This window comes from Nocardia sp. NPDC004260 (genome assembly GCF_053603155.1).
The window spans coordinates 10,307-31,839 of record NZ_JBSGEZ010000005.1 but is presented as its reverse complement, the minus strand read 5'-3'; the positions used below and the strand labels follow the sequence as shown (position 1 = coordinate 31,839).

Annotated in this window: 1 protein-coding gene (cut by a window edge); it reads right to left on the bottom strand. The window is 70.4% G+C overall.

The annotated features are described in order from the left end of the window. Window positions 1–21,533: the 5' portion of an SDR family NAD(P)-dependent oxidoreductase gene (locus ACWEO7_RS05065; protein WP_452420899.1), read on the bottom strand. 157 nt of this gene lie to the left of the window's left edge; 21,533 of the gene's 21,690 nt are visible here — the first part of the coding sequence; it begins with the start codon at window positions 21,531–21,533; its stop codon lies beyond the left edge, outside the window.

Genomic DNA, 21,533 nt, shown 5'->3' with positions numbered 1-21,533 from the left:
GGTGGATCCAGGGGGTGGCGTGTCGGACGGTGCCCATCGGGCGCCTGCTCAACGATGAGGTGAGCATTGGTGCCGCCGAAGCCGAACGAGCTGACGCCCGCCGCGCGGGGCCTGCCGTCGGCCTGCCGCCACGGGCGCAGTTCCCGGTTGACCCGCAGCGGCGATCCGGCGAACTGGAATCGCGGATTGAGGTTGTCGCAGTGCAGCGACGGCGGCAGCGCCGCGTGGTGCACGGCCAGGATCGTCTTGACCGCCCCGGCGATGCCCGCCGCGGACAGCAGGTGCCCGATATTGGTTTTCACGCTGCCGACCGCGCATGGCTCCGGGCCGCGCGACCGGTCGCCCAGCACGGTCGCCAACCCCTTCAGTTCGATGGGGTCGCCGATCATGGTGCCGGTGCCGTGCGCCTCCAGATACGACAGCGCGTCCGGGGACATCCCCGCCACTTCGAGCGCCGCGGTGACCACCTCGATCTGCGCCCGCATGTTGGGTGTGGTGATGCCCATCGTGTGCCCGTCGTTGCCGATCGCCGAGCCGCGCAGCACCGCGTAGACCCGATCGCCGTCGGCGAGCGCGTCGTCCAGCCGCTTGAGCATCAGCAGCGCCGCGCCCTCGCCCGGCACGAAACCGTCGGCATCCTCGGAGAACGTCGCGCACCGCCCGTTCGGCGAGAGCACACCCGCCGCCGACAACGTGACGAACAGCATCTCGTCGAGCAGCACTTCCACCCCACCGGCCAGCGCCGCGTCGACCTCGCCCGCCCGCAACGCCTGGCAGGCCAGATGCACCGACAGCAACGACGACGAGCACGCGCTGTCGAGCACGACATTGCCCGCGTGCCAGTCGAAGAAGTCCGAGATGCGCGCGGCGATGAAGTTCTGCCCGATGCCGATGATGGTGTGCCGGTCGGCGACCGGGATGCGGTTGAAGTAATTCGCCGCCCTGCTGCCGGCGTAGACGCCGACTCGCTTGCCCGCCAACTCTTCGCGCCGGTATCCGGCGTCGGTGGTGGCCAGCACCGACGTCTCGAGCAGCAGCCGCTGCAACGGGTCCATCTGCCAGGCGAGTTCGTCGGTGACGCCGAAATACTGCGGATCGAACAGATCGATGCCGTCGACGAACCCGCCCCATTTGCTGTTGGTCAGACCGGGCCCGCCGCCCGGGCGGTAGAACCGGGCGGGATCCCAGCGAGCCGGGTCCACCTCCCGGATCCCGGAGGCGCCCGTGGCGAGCAGGCGCCAGAACGCGTCCGGAGTGTCGCCGCCCGGAAGGCGGCAACCGATGCCGACCACGGCGATGGGCTCGGCTGCCCGGCCACGGCGGGTGTCGGCCGCCCAGGTGGCCGCACTGGGGCGGGGTGTCCCGCTGTCGGGTGTGCGTGGATGATCAGCCGGTGGCCGCTGCGGATCGGCCGGTGGATCCGGCGGCGCTTCGGGCGCGAAACGTTCCGGGAACTGCTCGGTCAACAGACCCGCCAAGTCGTCCAGGGTCGGGAACTCCAGTACCAGCGCCGGGTCGAAGGGCGCGTCGACGACCTGCTCGATCCGGCGCACCGCCGAGGCGATCAGCACCGAGTCCGCGCCGTATTCCTCGAACCGTTTGTCGCCCTCGAAGCGGGCGGGGGCCAGTTTCAGTTCGTCGGAGAAGATGCGCAGCAATTCCTGGTACGCCGCCGCGGAGCCGTTCGCCGCCTTTGGCCGCCCGGTCGGCGCGGGCGCCGCCTCTGCTGTAGATCGATTCGTCTGTGTCGAAAGATGAAGTTCCGCACCGTGGTAGGGCAAGACCACCGGGGCGGGTAGTCCCAGTGCCGCGTCGAGTAGTTCGAATCCTTCCGCGGCGCTGAGGGTGGGCAGGCCGGTGGCGCGGTAGGCCGCGCTGGTCACCTCGCCGAACCCGGTGTCACGGAACGACGGCCAATTGATCGACCGGAACCAGTGTCGTCCCAGTGCGTGCTGGGCCTCGGCGAAGCGGTCGAGGTGCGCGTTGGCCATCGCGTAGTCCGACAGCCCCACCGACAAGCCGGGCAGCACGGCCGACACCGAGGAGAACAAGACGAAGAAGTCGGGACGGTCGGCGGCCAGGACGTCGGCGAGGACCGCGGTGCCCGCCAGTTTGGGCGCGAGCACGGTCGCGACGGCGTCACCGGTCTTGCGCACGAACGCCGGGCTCTCCGCGGATACGCTTCCCGCGCAGTGCAGCACGCCGCCGATCGGGCCCAGCTCGTTGCGCACCCGGTCGAAGAAGCCGGACAACCCCGGCTCATCCGTGAGGCTGCCGAAGTAGGTGCGCACGGCGACGCCGCGATCACGCAACTGCACCAGCCGCCGAACCTTCTCCGCCTCGGGACCGGTTCCCGCAGCGACCCGGTCCCATTCCGCCTGCGGCGGTAGCGGTTCCCGGCCGAGGACGGCCAAGCGGCGCGCTCCGCGTTCGACCAACGCCGCCGCGAACGCCGCACCCAGCCCGCGCGTGCCGCCGGTCACCACATAGGTGCGGGCGGGATCCACCCTCAGACCGTCGCGTGCCGTCGCGTCGGTGAGTTCGACGGCTTCGCGTATTCCACCGCGATACCGCACCCGCGGCGCGCTGTCCTCGGTGGCCGCGCTCTCCGCGCCCAGTATCGCCAGCAATCGCGCGGGATCGGCACACACCGCGTCGCGCTCGTCACCGATATGGACGCTCCGTGTGCGCACGTCGCGGATCTCCTCGGCGAGCGCGGCGACCAGGCCGCCCAGCGGCGCCGACTCCGGGCCGTCCGCGCCGGGGTGTCCGGCGGCGATGTGCAGCAGCGCGAGCGAACCGGCGCGCGCCTCGATCACGCCTTGATAGAACCCCATTCGGCCGAGGTCGCCGGTGGGTCGTCCGGTCGCCGCGGGTACGAGGTCGCACACATCGAGGACGCAGTCGGTGTCCGGGTATCGGGCTGCGAGCGCCCGGCCGAGCGCAGCGCCCGCGCCGAAGTCGTCACGGTGCAGGTCGCCCGGTAGTCCGGAAAGCCGCACGAGGCGGCCCGGATCACCGGTGGCGGCGGTCAGCGCCTCCACCAGGTCGTGCGGGGTTCGCGCGTCGTATACGAGCAGGGCGCGGCGGGAACGCAGGTCACCGCCGGGCAGCGCAGCTTCTCGCCAGATCGGAATCAGCAAGCGTTGCGCTGCTGCCCGGCGGGTCGGCGCGGGTGTGGCCGACGCGGACTCCGGCAGCGGCTCGAGTGCGAGCCATTGTGCTGATACGGGTTGCGGTGATCCCGGTGGGAGCGGGGCCTGCCCATTCAGCGCAGGTTGCGCGACCGGGACAGGTCCCGAAGTCGACGTGGGCTGTGGCAGCGAGGTGTTGTCCGGCGTCAATGCGGACCGGTCACTGTGCCCGGCACCCGGTTCCACGCTGGACGCGACGTCCGGAATCCAGTACCGCTCACGGGCGAACGGGTACGTGGGCGCGGGAATACGGCGTCGCGGTCCCGGATCACGGACGGTGGCCCAATCGATGTCCTTACCGCCGAGCCAACGCGCGATCCGGGAATCCTCCGCCGCGTCCCGGCAGGACCTGGCGCCGGGCACGTCGTCGACCCAGGCGCGGACCGCGGCGCGCAACTGGCCGATGTCGCGCGCGACGAACGCGGCGCGCGCGCTGCCCGACTGCCGACCCACCTGCATGGTGAAGGCCAGATCGGCGAGGTTCGGCTGCTGCCCGGCGAGGAAACCGTCCAGCGCGGTGACGTACTCCGTGAGCCGCTCGTCGTCGCGCGCGGAGACCGGGACGACCTGACCGCCGCTGAACCGCGTCTGCGGCCTGCGATCCACGTACTCCTCGATCACCACGTTCGCGTTGGCCCCGCCTGCTCCGAACGAACTCACCGTCGCCCGGCGCGGCCGCGCCGGATCTCCGCCGGGCCATGGCAGCGGCCGGGACGGAATTCGGAACGGTGTGGCCGCGAAGTCGATGTTCGGGTTGGGCGGCGTGGCGTGCAGTGACGGCACGATGGTCCGGTGGCGCAACTGTAGGAGCACCTTCGTCAGCGCCGCGACACCGGCCGCGGCCTCTAGGTGGCCGACATTGGACTTCACCGAACCGATCGGCAGCTCGGTCACGCCGGACGTGCCGAACACCTTTGCCAGACCGGCGATTTCGATCGGGTCGCCCAGCGCCGTGCCGGTGCCGTGCGCTTCGACGTAGGAGACCGACGCCGGGTCCACGCCACCGCTGCGCAGCGCCGAGCGGATCACCGCCGCCTGCACGTCGGGATTGGGCACCGTGAACCCGTTGACCCGGCCGCCGTGGTTGATCGCGGTGCCCTTGATGACGCCGTAGATGGTGTCGCCGTCGGCTTCGGCGTCGGCCAGCGGCCGCAGCACCAGCGCCCCCACACCCTCACTGGCCACATACCCGTCGCCGCCTGCGCCGAAGGAACGGCAGCGGCCGTCGGTGGAGGCGAACTGCCCCTGGCTGAGCGCGACGAATTTGTACGGGTGCAGTGACAGATTGACGCCGCCGACCAGCGCCAGCCTGCATTCGCCGGTCCGGATGCTCTGGCAGGCCAGGTGCAGTGCGGTGAGCGATGACGAGCACGCCGTGTCCACCGCCATGCTCGGCCCTTGGAAGTCCAGGGCGTGCGAGACACGATTCGGGATGCTCCAGAACGTCGACCCGGGCAGCGTGCCGCGCCCGAGCCGGGACTCCTCGGCCCCGAACATCTGATAGGTGCCCCACATGACACCGACGAACACACCGGCCTGCTCCGGACGCAGGCCGCCGCGAGCGAGGTCGGCCCGGGAGTGTCCGGCGTCTTCCAATGCGGCCCAGGCGGTTTGCAGGAACAGCCGCTCTTGCGGGTCCAGGATCTCCGCCTCCCGCGGAGAGATGGCGAAGAACAGCGGATCGAAGCAGTCGACGTCGTCGAGGAACCCGCCCCACTTGGTGTAAGAGGTGAAGGGGTTGTGGCGGTCGGGAACGAAATAGCGGCTGTGGTCCCATCGGTCCGAAGGGATCTCGGTGACGCAGTCGCGTCCCTCGACCAGCACACGCCAATACTCGTCGAGCCCGTCCGCGCCCGGGTAGCGGCCGCTCACCCCCACGATCGCGATATCCCCCTCCGCGCCGATGTGACGATCAGTGTTCGAGATGGCGGCCGCGGTCGGCGTCTCGCGCGATGCGAACGACTCGGCCGACGCATGTCGGGCCTCCTCCTCACCGACGCTGGGCGCGGTCGGCGCGGACGGGTCAGCCGATGCGCGCGCGGTCACGGGCCGCCGGTCGCGCGCGGCCGAGTGGTCGGCAGCAGCCGCCGCGTCGTTCGTGCCGGTCCGGTGATTGCGCGGAGCAGTATCCGTTGCCCGCGGCGGCACGGTCGCGACGCCGTTCGACATGGGCACGGTGACGTCCACGGCCATTTCCGGCTTCAGCCCGGGAGCGGGCGTCCGTGCCGCCGTCCGATCGGAGGAATCGCCATTGCTATCGATCGACGGCGGCACGGACGGCGCTTCCGCGGAGCCCAGCCGCACCAGCAGGCCGACCACCGCGCGCGGGGTGGGATACTCGAAAGCCAGGGTGGCGGGCAGGCGGTGACCGCTGGAGCGCGACAGTTCGTCACGGATCTCGAGGGCCGCGACCGAGTCCAGCCCGAGTTCGTGCAGCGGTCGATCGAGATCATCGCCGGGCGACAACCCGAGACAGCGCCGCACAAGCGCCTCCATCCTCGCGGACAGGTCGGCGACCGAATCGGTTGTCGTAGAAGCGTTTTCGATTGGAGCGACGAAGTCCAGCAGTACGTCCGGCACGTCGGCGGTGGTCACACCCGACATCGTCAACGGCATAGTGGTGACCGCCGGAGCCGCGGAACCGAGCAGTTCGGCGAGCGTGTCGAAAGCCCGGTCCGGCCGCAGCAGGCCGTAACCACGGCGGGCCAGCCGTTGCACCGCGCTACTGCTGAGCCGCTCGACCATTCCCGTGTCCGCCCACGGGCCCCACGCGATCGACAGCGCGGGCGAGCCCGCCGCGCCGCGCGACTCGGCCAGGCCGTCGAGGAAGGCGTTGGCGGCGGCGTAGCCGGTCTGACCGGGCAGACCGACCACCGCCGCGGCCGAGGAGAACAGCAAGAAGAAGCGCAAGGACCGGCCCTCGGTCAGTTCGTGCAGGTGCCATGCCCCGAACGTCTTCGGTGCGAGCACTCGCCCGACCCGTGTGGCCGTCTGCTCGGCGATCACGCCGTCATCGAGCACTCCGGCCAGATGCACAACGCCCGCCAGCGGCGGCAGCTCGCGGTCGAGCCAAGTCAGTGTGGCCGCCACGGCCGTGCGGTCGGCGGCGTCGAGCGACCGCACCTCGATCCGGGCGCCACGCGCCCGCAATTCGGCGATGACGGACTCCGCTCGAGCATCGGGTGCGGACCTTCCGGCGAGCACCACGTCCGGCCAGCCGCGGTCGACGAACCAGCGAGCCAGCCGCACACCGACCCCACCGAGACCACCGGTGATCAGCACCGTCCCGCCCGCGCCGGAGGCGGCCGTCGGCGCGCTGGGCACTGTCAACGGCACGAGCCGCGGCACCCGGCGACGCCCTCGGCGCAACGCAAGCTGCCGCGGCGACGAGGCTGTCACGAACGTGTCGACCACGGAACGAACGTCCGCGTCATTATCGAGATCGACCACGTGGCAGCCCATTTCGCGGTATTCGAGCTGCGCGCTGCGGGCGAATCCCCAGAGCGCCGACTGCTGCGGCGCCACTCGATCGGACGGCTCCACTCGCTGGCCGTGACGGGTGAGCAGCCACACCGCCGGTTCTCCGGCCAGCGCCGCGGCCTGCACGAGATGCAGCGCACCCACCACCAGACGTTCCGCGGCCACCGGTGCGGGCGCGTCCTCGTCCGACAGCGCGACCGCGGAGACGATCCCGCGCAGCGGTGTGCGGCCGTCGTCCACCGCCCCGAGCAACGCCCGCACGGCCGCGGGCACGCCGAGGTCGATCTCGAACTCGTCTTCCCCACGGAACCTGAACCCGTCACCGGGCCGGGCGACTACACACTCCCCGCCACGCGCACGCAAGTCGTCCGCGACATCGTCGGCGAAGCCTCCGGGCGCACCGATGACGAGCCAGCGCCCGGCCGCGGAGCCCGGTGCCGCCGGGCCGGTCTCCCGCCAGTCGATACGGTAGGTGTCCGCGACCGACCGATCGTGGGACGCCGGGGCGGACGCCTGCCCGGCCGAGTTCGGCGTGGGCATCACGCGCAATCCGTTCGCGACCAGCACCGGAGAGCCCTCCTCATCGAGCAGTCGAACATCGGCGACACACAACTGCGGCGTCTGCTCGAGGACGCGCACATGGCCGAATCGAACGGTGCCCGCCGCGGCGGAGACGAGTACCTGGTCCACCGCGAACGGCACCCACGTCTGCTCGTCGGCCCGCGGCGACATCGCCGCATAGGTGGCTTGGAACGCCGCGTCCAGCAGAACCGGGTGCACCGTCCCGGGGCTGGTATCGGTATCGAAATCCGACAAGGTGGCCAAGGCTTCGCGCCGACCAAGGCGCAGGCCGACGACACGGCGGAACGCCGGTCCGTAAGGCAGGCCCGCGCGGGTCAGCCGTTGGTAGAACTCCGCTGCGGCCAGGTGTTCCGGGCAGGCGCCGAGAATCTCCCCGAGAGAGGCAGCGTCCGGGATCCGGTGCGTTCCGGTGCGGACATGGGCGCGGGCGTGTGTGCCCGAGCTTTCCGTCTGCACGTGCACCGCGAATCCGTCGGCGGTCGGGTCGAAGACGAATCGTACCTGTTGCGGGCCGGTCAGCGCGAGCCCGCTGGTGATCACCAGGTCATCGATCGCGACGACGTCACCGGCGACGAGTCCGCGCGCGATGTCGGCGATGGTGGCGACGAACCAGGCGCCCGGCACGACGACCGTCCGATCCACGACATGGTCGGCCAGATATGGCGGAGAATCCGGCCCGAGCATCAGATCGAAATGCGTTGCGGTGCTGCTAGATATCGAATGCTCTGCCTGCCGGACCGCAGCCACAGCCATCTCTCGTCGCGCCCGAAGACCCGCCTTAGGGACGGCATTCAGGTCGACCGGCGCAGGCACGGCCCCGAGGTGCGTCAGTGGGTTCGGCTCGGCTGCGACGCCCGGTCCGGGGACCGTCTGGTCGCCGCGAGCCGGCTGGGTCGTGACGCCGCGATCCGATAGCTCGGCATGTGGATGCCCCAAAACCAACGAGTGCCCTGCGCCGACCGGACGCGACGAATGGCCCACGGCGGGTGCCGATGCGGTACCGAACTCCGGCAGGGTGCTGCCGGACTGCACGGGGATCGGCGGGTGCCCGTCGCCGGCGCTGCTCGGTGCCGCCACAGCGGCGCGGAACGGGGACTCGACCCAATACCGTTGCCGCTGAAAGGGATACGTCGGGGCGAGCACGCGCCGACGATCGTGCGGACGGTGCACCTGCTCCCAGTCCACCGTCACGCCCCCGACATACAGGCGTCCCAGCGCCGTCATCATCGTCTCGCGATCGCCACGGCCGCGACGCAGCGACGCGACGAACCGCGCCGAGTCACCCAGCACGCGCCCGCCGAGCGCGGACAACGTCGGATGCGGCCCGATTTCGAGGAACTCGTCGATCCCCAGCTCAGCCAGCGCACGCAAGCCCTGTGCGAACCGCACCGGCTGACGCGCATGCCGCGCCCAGTACCGCGGGTCGAGTTCGCCCGGGCGCAGCACCGCACCGGTGAGGTTGGAGATCAGCGGAATCGCGGGATCGGACATCCTCGCCCGGGACGCCGCCGCGGCGAGGTCGTCGAGAATCGGGTCCATCGCCGCGGAGTGGAAGGCGTGCGAGACGGTGAGATCGGCGGAGCGTATACCGTCGGCCGACAACTGCTCGCGCAGCGGATCGAGTGCGGCTCGCGGTCCGGCGACCACCACCTGAGCCGGTCCGTTGTATCCCGCGATCGACACCGCGGGCGCATACCGTGCGACAAGCGGCGAGATCTGCTCGGCGGGGGCGTCGACGGCCACCATCGCGCCTCCGTCCGGCAGGCGCTGCATCAGGCGACCGCGCACGGCGACTAGCCGCAGGGCGTCCTCCACGCTCATCGCGCCGGCGGCGCAGGCCGCGGCGTATTCCCCGACGCTGTGCCCGAGCACCGCCGCCGGGGCGATCCCCCACGCCCGCCACAGCTCCCACAGCGCCCACTCGACGGCGAACAACGCCGGTTGGGTGAACACCGTGCGACGCAACAGCTCCGGACCGTGCTCGCCGTAGACGGACTCGATCAGCCCGATACCGTTCGCGATCGGACCCAGCACCGCGTCACAGTGCCGCAGCGCGTCACGGAAGACCGGTTCTGAGTCGAACAACTCGCGTGCCATGCCCGGGTACTGCGATCCCTGCCCGGTGAACAGCAGTGCCACCTTCGTGCGCGCGGTTCGCTCCACCCGACCACGGATCGGAATCGGCGCACGCAGGTCTCGCGCCGCGGCGGTGCTGGTGTCGGCGACCACCGCGAGCCGTTCTTCGAAGTGTGTCCGCGCGGTCGCGGCGGTGTAGGCCAGATCGCCGAGTGTCGCCTGCGCCGAGTCGATTCGGTCTGCCCAGCGCCGCGCGCTGTCGGCGAGGGCGGTCTCGTCGCGTGCGGACAGGACGAGCACCTGCGCGGTCGGCGACTCCGGTCGCGGCGCGGGTACCGGATCACCCTGCGCCAGGATGACGTGCGCATTGGTGCCGCTCATCCCGAAAGAGCTGACCCCGATCGCCGGTTCGTGCCCGGTGCGCGGCCAGTCCCGCGCCTCGCGCACCACTTCCAACGGCAGCCCGGCCCAGTCGATCAGCGGGTTCGGAGTGTGGAAGTGCAAGCTGGGCGGGATCCGGCGGTGCTGCAACATGAGCACGGCTTTGATGACGCCCGCGACACCTGCCGCCGCCTCGGTGTGCCCGATATTGGTTTTCACCGACCCGATGAGCAGAGGCTGCGTGCGGCCCGATCCGTACACCTCGGCCAGCGCGGTGGCCTCGATCGGGTCACCGAGCGGGGTGCCGGTGCCGTGTGTCTCGACGTAGTCCACCGTGTCCGGCCGCAGGCCCGCCCGTTCCAGCGCGTCGGTGATGACGCGCTGCTGAGCCGGGCCGTTGGGTGCGGTGAGACCGTTGGACCGTCCATCGTGATTCACCGCGACGCCGCGCACGATCGCCAGCACCCGATCGCCGTTGCGCCGGGCCTGCGACAGCCGGGTCAGCACCAGCACGCCGCAGCCGTCGGCGCGGACGTAGCCGTTGGCGTCGGCGTCGAACGCTCGCGAGCGCCCTTCGGGCGACAGCGAGGCCAGACGGCAGAAACCGATGGTGGTCTCGGGAGCCAGCTGGAGGTTCACCCCGCCCACCAGTGCCAGATCGCAACGGCCCGCTCGCAGCCCGTCTTCGGCTGCTTGCAGCGCCACCAGCGACGAGGAGCATGCCGTGTCCAGCGTCATCGCCGGGCCTTGCAGCCCGAGAACGTAGGCCAAGCGCCCGGCCGCGACGCTCGGCGCCGAACCGATCACCGAGTAGGCGCCGATCGCGGTCGGATGGTCGGCTCGGGTCGGCGTCGCCGGATACTCGCTGAAGCACAGTCCGACGAACACGCCGGTGCGGCTGCCCGCCAGCGCGCCGGGTGCACGGCCGGAGCGCTCCAGCGCCTCCCACGTGGTTTCGAGGAGCAGGCGTTGCTGCGGGTCCATCGCGCGTGCCTCCGCCGCGCCGATACCGAAGAACGCGGGGTCGAACTCGTCGGCGTCGTCGACGAAACCGCCCCAGCGGGTGTACATCGTGCCCAGGGACGCCGGGTCGGGGTCGTAGTAGGCGTCGATGTCCCAGCGCTGCGGTGGTACCTCGGTGATCGCGTCGCGTCCGTGCCACAGCAGGTCCCAGAAGTCCTCCGGTGTGCGCACCCCGCCGGGGAAACGACAGCTCATGCCGACGATGACGATCGGGTCGTCGTCGGGCCGGTCGCTCTCGAAGCCGATTCCCGTCGAAACATCCTGTCTCGCAGACTGTTCTGGTGGAGCTGCGATCGGGTACCGCGGCGTGGGTGCGACCGGGTTCACCTCGTCAGCGATCGGGGGCACGTCAGCCGCGACCAAGGGCATGTCAGCGGGCACCGCGGACACGTCGGCCGCGACAGCGGGCGCGTCAGTCCCAGGCAAGAGCACGTCAGCCGCGACCAGAGGCACGTCGGCGACGACCCGGGGCACCTCAGCCCCGGCGGGGGACAAATCGTCAGCCCCGGCCAGAGGCAAATCGCCCGCGTACGAGGGCACGTCCGCGGCGATCACGTTCGCGCCTCCGGCCGGAGCGGCTGCGCCCTTGCGGTGCAGGAACCGCGCCATCTCACGCACGGTCGGATAGTCGAAGACGAGCCCGGCGGGCAGGGGCATTCCGACCTCGACGGCGAGCGCGGCCCGCAGTTCCATTCCGGTCAGGGAGTCGACGCCCGTGTCGTGCAGTGGCAGATCAGGATCGAGTTCGCCCGCGCGATCGAGTACTCGCATCGCGACGCGCTGGACGAGCGCCTCCCACGGAGCCAGATCGTCGGACGCCGACTGCGTTCGCGGTATCCCCGTGGTCTCCGGTGGAATCGTCGGCGGTACGGCCGGCGCGATCTGCGGCACGCGCTGCGCATACCACCGCTCGGGCACGAATTCGAAGACGCCAGGGGCAGCACTGTCGTGCCGGACGAGGTGCTCCAGCGCCGCGGCCGCGTCGCCCGCGGACAGCGGAGGCAGCCCGCGCCGCACGAGACGTGCTGTGACGTCGGGCCGATCGGCGGCCATGCCCACATCGGCGAACGGTCCCCACCCGATGCTCAGCGCGGGCAGTCCCTCGGCACGCCGCCGCCAGGCCAGCGCATCCAATGCCGCGTTGGCCGCGGCGTAATTCGCCTGGCCAGGGGTGCCGAGTACGCCCGCAACGGAGGAGTAGGTGATGAAGAGTTCGATCGGTTGATCGCGGGTGAGCTCATCGAGGTGGCGCGCCGCATGGTATTTGGGTCCGAGCACAGTCTCGAACCGCGACCAAGCCTGCTCGCTGATCACGCCGTCGTCGAGCACTCCCGCGCAGTGGACCACGCCGCGCAGTGGCGGGAATCCGGATTCCGAAATGCCGTGCAGCAGTCCCGCGACGGCCGCGCGGTCGCCGACATCCGCCTGCCGCGCCGTCACTCGAGCGCCGGTGGCGCGCAGCGATTCCAGCAGCCGTTCCCCTGCCGGATCCGGCGCGCGTCTGCCTACCAGCACCAAATGCCGTGCTCCACGGTCGGCCAGCCAGCGCGCGGCCTCGGCGCCGAGGCCGCCGAACCCTCCCGTCACAAGATAGGTGCCATCGGGCAACCGGTCGCCGCGCGCGGCGACCGGGACGTCTTTGCCGAGCAGGACGACGCGACCGGGATGATCTCGTTGCGACATGGCGCGGAACGCCTCGGCGGCACGATCGATTCCGTAGGCCGCGTGCGGCAGCGAGGTCAAAGCGCGCTGCTCGAACAGCGCCAGCACACTGCGCAAGGCAGCGCCCAGTCGCCGCGGGTCGATAGTCGCCGGATCGAAGGTCCGGTGGTCGACATCCGTATGCCGATGCACCGTTCCGGTCTGCACCGGGTCGACGATCTCGACGAATCGCCCTCCCACATGCAGTATTTCGGATGCGTGTGCGGGGAAGCCGTCCCCCGCGGTGTGCACGACGACGTCCAGTCCGTGCCCGGCGGTCGCCGCCCGAACCCGTTCACCCAACTCGTGGCTGCGCCAGGTATGGATCTGTGTGACGGGCAGACCCGCGTTACGGGCCCAGCGACACAGGGCGGCGGTCGCGCACACCTGCGCTCCGGCGTGCGCGGCGAGCTGGACCGCGGCCATGCCGATGCCGTCGGCGGGGCCGTGGACGAGCACCCGGTCCCCTGCGCGCAGACCGCCGAGGTCGAACAGCGCGTGCCAGGCGGTGGTGAAGGCATACGGCACGGTCGCGCCGTCGGGGAAGGGCAGGTCGTCCGGCAGCCGGGCCACCATGGCCTGGTCCACCGTCACGTGGCGGGCGAAACTGTCGGCCGCCAAGGCGACGACGCGGTCACCGACCGCGAATTGCTCTACCCCGGCACCGATCGCGGTGATCCGGCCCGCGCACTCGGAACCCAGCGGTCCCGCCCCATCCGGATGGATGCCCGAGGCCACCCAGAGGTCGTGGGTGTTGAGGCCGGTGGCGGCGACGACGATCTCGACTTCCCCGGCTGCCGGTGCGCGTCGGATACCGGGCTCCAACCGCATCCGTTCGAACTCGCCGGAACGGTGCGCGACCAACCGGTAGTCGGTGGACGCGAGGCCTTCAGTGACGCGCGCGGTCAGCCAACGGCCGTCGCGGAGGGCGAATTCGCCTGCGGCGCGGCCGCTGAGCAAACCATCGACGATCGGGGCGCTGTCCACGACGGTTTCCGGGGGCAGGTCCAGCAATCGACACCCGAACTCGGGGTGCTCGGTGGCCAGCGTGCGTCCGAAACCCCACAGCAGAGCTTGATCGGGGTCCGGCCGGTCTGCCGGGTCGACGCGCTGGGCGTTCACGGTCAGCAACCAGAGCGCGGCGGGCCGGTGCACTGCCGAGTCCAGAGCGCGCGTCAACCGCAGGGCGGCTTCGATACGAACCCGGGCAGGAGCCGCCGTCCACGCGAAGACTATGCCGTGAAACGAATTCGCGGCCTCGGAAGACGCTGCGGGCCCGTCCTCGGGACGAACGACCACGATCTCAGCGCCCCGCGCGCTCAATCCGGCGGCGACGGCGTCCCCGACCGCCCCGTCACCGAAGATCAGCCAGCGACCCGCAGGTTCCTGGCGCACGCCGCCCTCGACAGGAACCCATTCCACGTGATGCAGCAGACGTGCGAGTCTTGTCGAGTCCGACTCCGATGCAACCGATTTCGGCAAGGAATCGAACTTCGCGGCCAGGAGGCTCACACCATGAACGCTGGCGAGCGGTCGCCCGGACTCCGAGTACAGGGTGGCGTCACCGACGATGATCCGCCTCCCTCGTTCGGTCACCCGTACCCGGCACCGCACGGTCGCATCTCCGGCCGTCGGGTTGCCGAAGAATCGGACACGATCGATCTCCGACGGCAAGAACAACTCCTGGCCGCCGGTAGCTGTCACCACGATGCTGTGCAGACAGGCATCGAGCAGGATCGGATCGAGCGCCGTGCCGTCACCGGGCAACCGGAACGCCGTCTCGGCCTCGGTGTCGCTGATCCGCCGGAACTCCACGGCGCAGCGGTAGTCGGGGCCCAGGTCCAGGCCCAGCCGGGCGAGAGTGTCGTAGTAAGTGGGCCAGATGCGCGCATCGGAAACAGCGGAACCGGCCTCATACGGGTCCGCCGAATGAGACTGCGCCGCAGTGAGTGTCGCTTGCGCATAACCCTCTCGGGCGTCGTCGGAGCCAACGAAGCGCACATCGTGGCCGTCCGGGCCGGGTTCGACCACGACCCGCACCACCGCTTCGGCGGTGACCTCCAGCGGCGTGATCAGCCGCAACTTCGCGACTTCCCATGCCCCGGGTAGTCGAATGGCGATCTCGTTCAGCTGAGCGCTCAGCCACGCCGCGGGCACTGTCGGCAGACCACGCAGCCGATGCCCTGCGAACATCTCCGGGGTGAGCCGCAGGGTGCGTGACGAACTCGAGTCCTCCCGGCGCGGTGTCAGCTCGAGCCAATGCCGTTTGCGCTGGAACGGGTAGGTCGGGACATCGACATGTCGCCAATGGTGACCGGAATAGACAGCACCCCAATCGATCTCGGCGCAATCGACATACCGTCGAGCCAGTTCGAGCGACCCGCTCGACACCTCGGCGACCGACCCGCTCACGGTGACCCCGGAGGCGACGTTCTCGAGCGCGGCACGAAGCTGCGCGGCAGTGTCGAAACCGATCGCCACGCGCTCACCGAAGTGTGTTCGGCCCAGCGCGGCGCGCGCACACAGATCCACCAATGCGATCTCGGGGTGGGCGACGAGGAGATCCAGGTAGCGAGCCGCCAGTTCGCGCAGGGCATCGGCGCTTTTCGCCGACAGGACCAGCAAATGAGGCCCGGCCTCGTCGGGGGCATCGGCCTCCGCGAACTGCGGCGGTTCTTCGATCACCACGTGCGCGTTCGTCCCGCTGATCCCGAAGGCGCTCACCCCCGCCCGCCGCGGCCGCCGCGAACGCCGCCACGGCCGCTCCTCGGCGACCACCCGGATAGCGACCGCATCCCAGTCGATATGCGGATTGCCCGAACGGAAATGCAGCGAGGCGGGAATACGCTCGTGGCGCATCGCCTCGATCACCTTGATGATGTTCGCGATGCCCGCCGCCGCCTGGGTGTGCCCGAGATTCGACTTCACCGACCCGATCCACAGCGGCGTGGTTTCGGTGCGACCCTCCCCTAGTGCTGCGGCCAGGGCGTTCACTTCGATCGGATCACCGAGTGCCGTGCCGGTGCCGTGCGTCTCGACATAATCGATGTCTCCCGCCTCGACGGCCGCGTCCGCCAGCGCCGCGCGGATGACCCGCTCCTGCGCCGGACCGTTGGGCGCGCTCAATCCCTGGCTGCGGCCATCGGAATTGACCGCGGAGCCGCGCACCAGCCCCAGCACCCGATCGCCGTCCCGCCGCGCGTCCGCCAGCCGCTTGAGCACGAGCATTCCCGCGCCGTCACTCCAGACCACGCCGTCGGCGCGGGCGTCGAAGCTCTTGCACCGGCCATCGGCGGCCAGGCCGCGCGCCCGCGCGAAATAGATATCGAGCGAAGGCGTCAGCACCACGGTGGCGCCGCCCGCCAGCGCCAGATCACATTCGCCGCTGCGCAGACTGCGCACCGCCGTGTGCACGGTCACCAGCGACGAGGAGCACGCGGTATCGATGGTGAGGCTCGGCCCCTCCGCGCCGAGGAAATACGACAGCCGGCCGGAGGCGACGCTGGAGAGGTTTCCGGTGCCGAACCAGGCATCGGGCGCGAGGTCGGCGCGCGCCATCCGCTCGGCGTAGTCATTGGACATCACACCTACGAAGACGCCGGTCCGGCTGCCGTCCACGCGGCTCGCCGGATAACCGGCGTGTTCGAGCGCCTCCCACGCCGTTTCGAGCAGCAACCGCTGCTGCGGATCCAGCATCCGCGCCTCACCGACGGAGATGTCGAAGAATCCGGCATCGAAATCCTCGACACCATCGACGAAACCGCCCCAGCGGGTGTAGGTCTTGCCGTCGGCATCCGGGTCCGGATCGAAGACGGCGTCCACGTCCCAACGGTGCGCGGGTACCTCGGTCACCGCGTCGGTTTCGGTGGTCAGCAGGCGCCACAGATCGGCGGGTCCGCGCACGCCGCCGGGATAACGGCAGCCGATGCCGACGATCGCGATCGCATCGGCGTAATCATCCGGGGCAGTGACGGATTCCCGGGATGTGAGGTGAGACACGTTCGGTGTACTAGGTGTAACCGGAAGTTTCGTTGGGTATACCGGGGGTGTGAGCTGCTCGGAGATGCGCGTGGTCGGTCGTTGTTCGGCCTGCTGCTCTGCCGTGTGGCCGGGGGTGGACGTGACGCCGAGCCGGGCGATCTCCTCCGACACCGCGGCGACCGTCGGATGATCGAACAGCAGCGTCGCCGGAAGTCGCATTCCCAGATCCGCGGAAAGCGCGTTGCGCAGCTCGACCGCCATCATCGAATCGAGCCCGAGTTCTCGCAGCGGCGTGCGGTCGGAAACGGCTGTCGTGCGGCCGAGTGCCGTCATGGCGTGGGTGCGCACCAGTTCCCGCAGTTCCGCCGGATCGCGCGAATCCTGGGCCTCGACCGCGGCGATCGGTTCCGGCTCCGCCGAAACCTCTGTGACGGCGGGAAAGACCGAGACAACTCCCTCCGCCGACAGCAGCGAGCGCAGCGCTCGGACACCGTCTTCGGCGGCCAGTTCGCCGACACCGTGACGTGCCCACGCGCGGCGGGCGGCGTCGCTCAGCCCTTCGGCCATGCCGGTGCCCGCCCACGGCCCCCACGCGATGCTCAGGGCAGGCAGCCCTCGAGCCAGCCGCAGGCGGGCGAGAGCATCGAGATACGCGTTCGCCGCGGCGTAATTGCCCTGCCCTGCGGTGCCCACCACGGCGCTGACCGAGGAGAACAGCACGAACAGATTGATCGGCTGTCCCTCGGTCAACTCGTGCAGGTGCCACGCGCCCGCGACCTTTCCCGCGAACACCCGGTCGATGTGCCCGGCGGTCTGCTCGAACAACAGGGCGTCGTCCAGAACCCCCGCACAGTGCACGACCCCGGCCAGCCTCGGCAACTCCACACCGAAGCGGCTGATCAGGCGGGACAACGCATCCCGGTTTTCGACATCGACCACCGCGGTCTCGACTCGCGCCCCCAAAGCCGCGATCCGCGCCATCTCCCGCTCGTCTCGCGAGGTCGGGCCGCTGCGCCCGGCCAGCACGATCGTGCCCGCACCGGCCTTGGCGAGCGTCCGCGCGGCAGTCGACCCCAGCGCGCCGCGTCCGCCGGTGATCAGATACGCACCGCCGCGCTTCACCTCGGGTGCCCCACCCGGTTCGTCGGAGGGCTGTAGCCGGGTCGTGTAACGGTGACGCCCGCGCAGCGCGATCGCGGAATCCATGGCGCCGGATCGAATTTCGTCCACCAAGCGGTGGTCGTCGCAGCGCGCGTCCGCGGGCAGGTCGATCAGGCGGCACTGCAACTCGGGCAGCTCGGTGCGCGCCACCGCGCCCAGTCCCCACAGGGTCGCGGCGGCCGGACGCACAGGTTCCCCGGCGAGCGCTCCGGTCGCCCCCCTCGTCACCAGGTACAACGGTGCGTCGGAAACCATCCGAGCCATCCGTTGCACCACCGCGAGCGCGAATCGCGTTTCCACCCGTGCCGATTCGGCGCTGTCGTCCGCGTCGACATCGGCGAGGTGGATCACCGCACGGTCGTCGCCAGGCCAGACGCCAGGATCGGTCGTACGCTCCACGGCCACCGCATCGGTACCCGCGGCGCGCAGCGCGGCGGCGAGCCGGTCCGCCTGCTGCCCGACGCCGACCACCAACGCGGCGCCGGGCGCCCGTCCGCTCGGCGACCCCACGACGCGCTCCCACGTCGGACGGTGGGTGAAGCCGGACATGCGATCCCGATCCTGCGGCTGCCCGGCAGTGCCGGACTCGGCGAACCATACGTCTTCGATATCGCAGACCACCGCGCCGGCGGTATCGAAAACCGTGAGACGAACCGTGCGGCCGGTGCGCTCGGCCAACGCCCACGCCGATGCCCCCGCATCCTGGCCGGAAAGTCGCAGACGGCCGATACCCACCGGCAGTCGCGCCGCGTCGCCGCCTGCGGACACCAACGCCAGACCGGTCTGGATCGCGGCGTCCAGCAGACAGGGCAGCCAGGCGTCGGGTTCGTCGGCGAGTTCCGCCGGGCGCGTCAGTTCGGCGAGCATGCGGCCCTCTCCGGACCGCAACCGCGTAATCCAGCGGAATCGCGGACCGAAGGTCAATCCCGCGTCCGCGCAACGCCGGTAGAAAGCCGCGACATTCTCTTCGGTGGACAGCGCGAGCCGCGCCGCGGACAGTTCGTCGGAATCGCGGGGTCGATTCGTGGCGGATCGAACCGTAGCGGACACCGCGGTGACCGCGCCCTCGTCGACGTGGAACCGCACCTCGGCGCGGTCGCCCACATCGGAGACCAGCGGCTCGGACAACTCCTCCAGCGGCACCCGTCGCGCCGCGATGAAGTCGACCAGCTCGTGGCTCGCGCCTCCAGCGGCACGCAACGCGCGCAACGCGAGCTCCGCCGCGGGCACCACCGCGCGGTCGCGGAACCGATGCTCGGCGAGATATCCGGTGCTCGGCGACGGGCTCGCGATCGGCACAAAGACCCGCTCTCGTTCGAAGGGGTAGGTGGGCAGGCCGTTGCGCCTGCGCGCGTCCACCGGAACCACTGCGCTCCAGTCGATTTCAGCGCCCAGGCGATACAGCTCGCCGACTCCGTTCAGCAGCACCTCGTCATCGGTGGACGTCCGGCGCATGCTCGGTAGCCACACAGCGTCGGGGTCGGTGTGCCGCCCGAATTCCGACAGCACCGGATGCGGTCCCACCTCGAGGTAGACATCCACGCCCCACTCCGCGGTCGAGCGCACACCCTCGGCGAAACGAACGGTGCCACGGGCGTGCGCGCGCCAGTACGCCGCATCCATGAGATCCTCGATCCGAGTGCCGGTCACGTTCGACACCAGCGGAATCGTCGCCGCTCGGGGGGCGGGAACCAGTTCGGCGACGCTGGCTTCGAAGTCGTCGAGCATCGGATCCAGCAGGGGCGAGTGGAACGCCGCCGTCCCGGGCAGCCGCACGGCACGGATCGACCGTTCCTCGGCAGCCCGCACAACCCGCTGCACGCCGTCCACCGATCCCGACACGACGAATTGCCCGGGGCTGTTGACCGCCGCGACCGACACACTCGCCGAGAGCTCGTCCAACAGTGTTTCGAACTCCGCGGGCGCGGCGAAGACCGCCGCCATCGCCCCGTGCTGCGTCACGGCCTGCATCAACCGGCCCCGTTCGGCGGCCAGCCGCAAGCCGGTGGCGAGGTCGAACACGCCCGCGACGGTCGCCGCGACCAGTTCACCGAGGCTGTGTCCCAACACCACGTCGGGGCGGACGCCGAACGCCGACCACAGCTCGGCGCAGGCCCATTCGAGCGCGAACAAGGCCGGTTGCGCGTACTCGGTACGGGCCAGCACATCGTCGTCCGCCTCGAACAGCACCGACCGCAGGCGCAGCCCGCCGCGAAGCGGTCCCAACAACTCGTCGCACCGGTCGAGCGCCGTGCGGAAAGCCGGGTACCTGCGGTCGAGCGCCGCGCCCATCCCGGCGTACTGCGCACCCTGCCCGGTGAACAGCATCGCGACCCGCGGCTTGCCCGGATCCGGGTCGATGGACCGATCTGACGGTGCCGCGAGTTCGCGCGCCGCTTCCTCGGCTGTCCTGGCCACGACCGCTCGCCGGTACGCGAAATGCGTGCGTCCCAGCGCCGCGGTGGCGGCGACGTCGGCCAGCGGCATCTCCTGCCGGTCCAACTGCTCCGCATAGCGTTGGGCCAGCGCATCGAGAGCCGACCGGGAGCGCGCCGAAATGACCAACAGCGCAGGCTCTTTCGGCTCGGCACGCGCCAGGGGCTCGGGTGCCTGCTCCAGCACCACATGTGCGTTGGTGCCCGCGAATCCGAACGAACTCACCCCCGCCGATCGCGGCTGCTGCGTCCGCGGCCAGGCGACGTCGTCGGTCGGTACCGCCAGCGCCGTGCCGTCGAGCCTGATCTTCGGGTTTATGGTGGCGAAATCGTGCTGACGCGGAATTCGTTCGTGCTGCAGCTGCAGCACCACCTTGATCAGCCCGGCGATGCCCGCGGCCGCCTCGAGGTGCCCGATCCGCGACTTCACCGAACCCAGCAGGCACACCGACCCATCCGCACGTGGCGCGCCGAGAACCTGTGACAACGCCTCGATCTCGATCGGATCGCCCAGCGGTGTGCCCGTGCCGTGCGTCTCGACGTAGCCGATCCGATCGGCGGCGCATCCGGCGTCGGTCAACGCGTCGAGCAGCAACTCGCGTTGTGCCGTCGGATTCGGTGCGGTCAGCCCCATGGAACGACCGTCGTGGTTCACGCTCGAGCCTCGGACGAGCGCCCTGATCTCGTCACCATCGTCGAGCGCCCGCGAAAGCGTCTTCAGCACAACGACACCCGCGCCCTCGCCGCGCACATACCCGTTCGCGCGCGCGTCGAAGGGACGACAGCGCCCGTCCGGAGAGAGCGCGCCCATACGGGCCAGCGCCTCCGAAGTCAACTCGGATTGCAGCAGGTTCACGCCGCCCGCCAACGCGACGTCGCACTCCCCCGTACGCAGACTGCGGCACGCCTGATGCACCGCCACCAGCGACGACGAACAAGCGGTGTCGATCGCCACCGCGGGACCACGCAATCCGAGCACGTAGGACACCCGCCCGGCCACGATGCTCGACATCGTCCCGGTGAGCGTGTGCGCGTCCACCGAACTCACCCAGTCCGGGGTGATCGTGCGCTGGTATTCCTGCCAGCTGACACCGAGGAACACCCCCGTGCGGGCAGCCGCCGGACTGCCCGGCACCAGGGCGGCGTCTTCCATTGCCGCCCAAGCCACTTCGAGCGCCAGCCGCTGTTGCGGATCCATCGATGCCGCCTCGCGCGGTGCGATCCCGAAGAACTCCGCATCCATCGCATCGATCGGACCGGCGAGCAGCCCGGCTCGCCGCCGCGCCCGTCGAGGCGCCGAATCCGTTACCACCCAACGGTTCTCCGGCGCCTCGACGATCGCGTCGCGGCCCGAGGACAGCAGTTCCCAGTACTGCTGCGGGGATTCCGCGCCGCCGGGAAAGCGACAGCCGATTCCCACGATGGCGATCGGCTCGCGCTGCGGCCGCGCCTCCAACTCCTGAATCCGGCGGAGCGCCCGCGTCAGCAAGACCCGAAGGCCATACCCATCATCCGACAT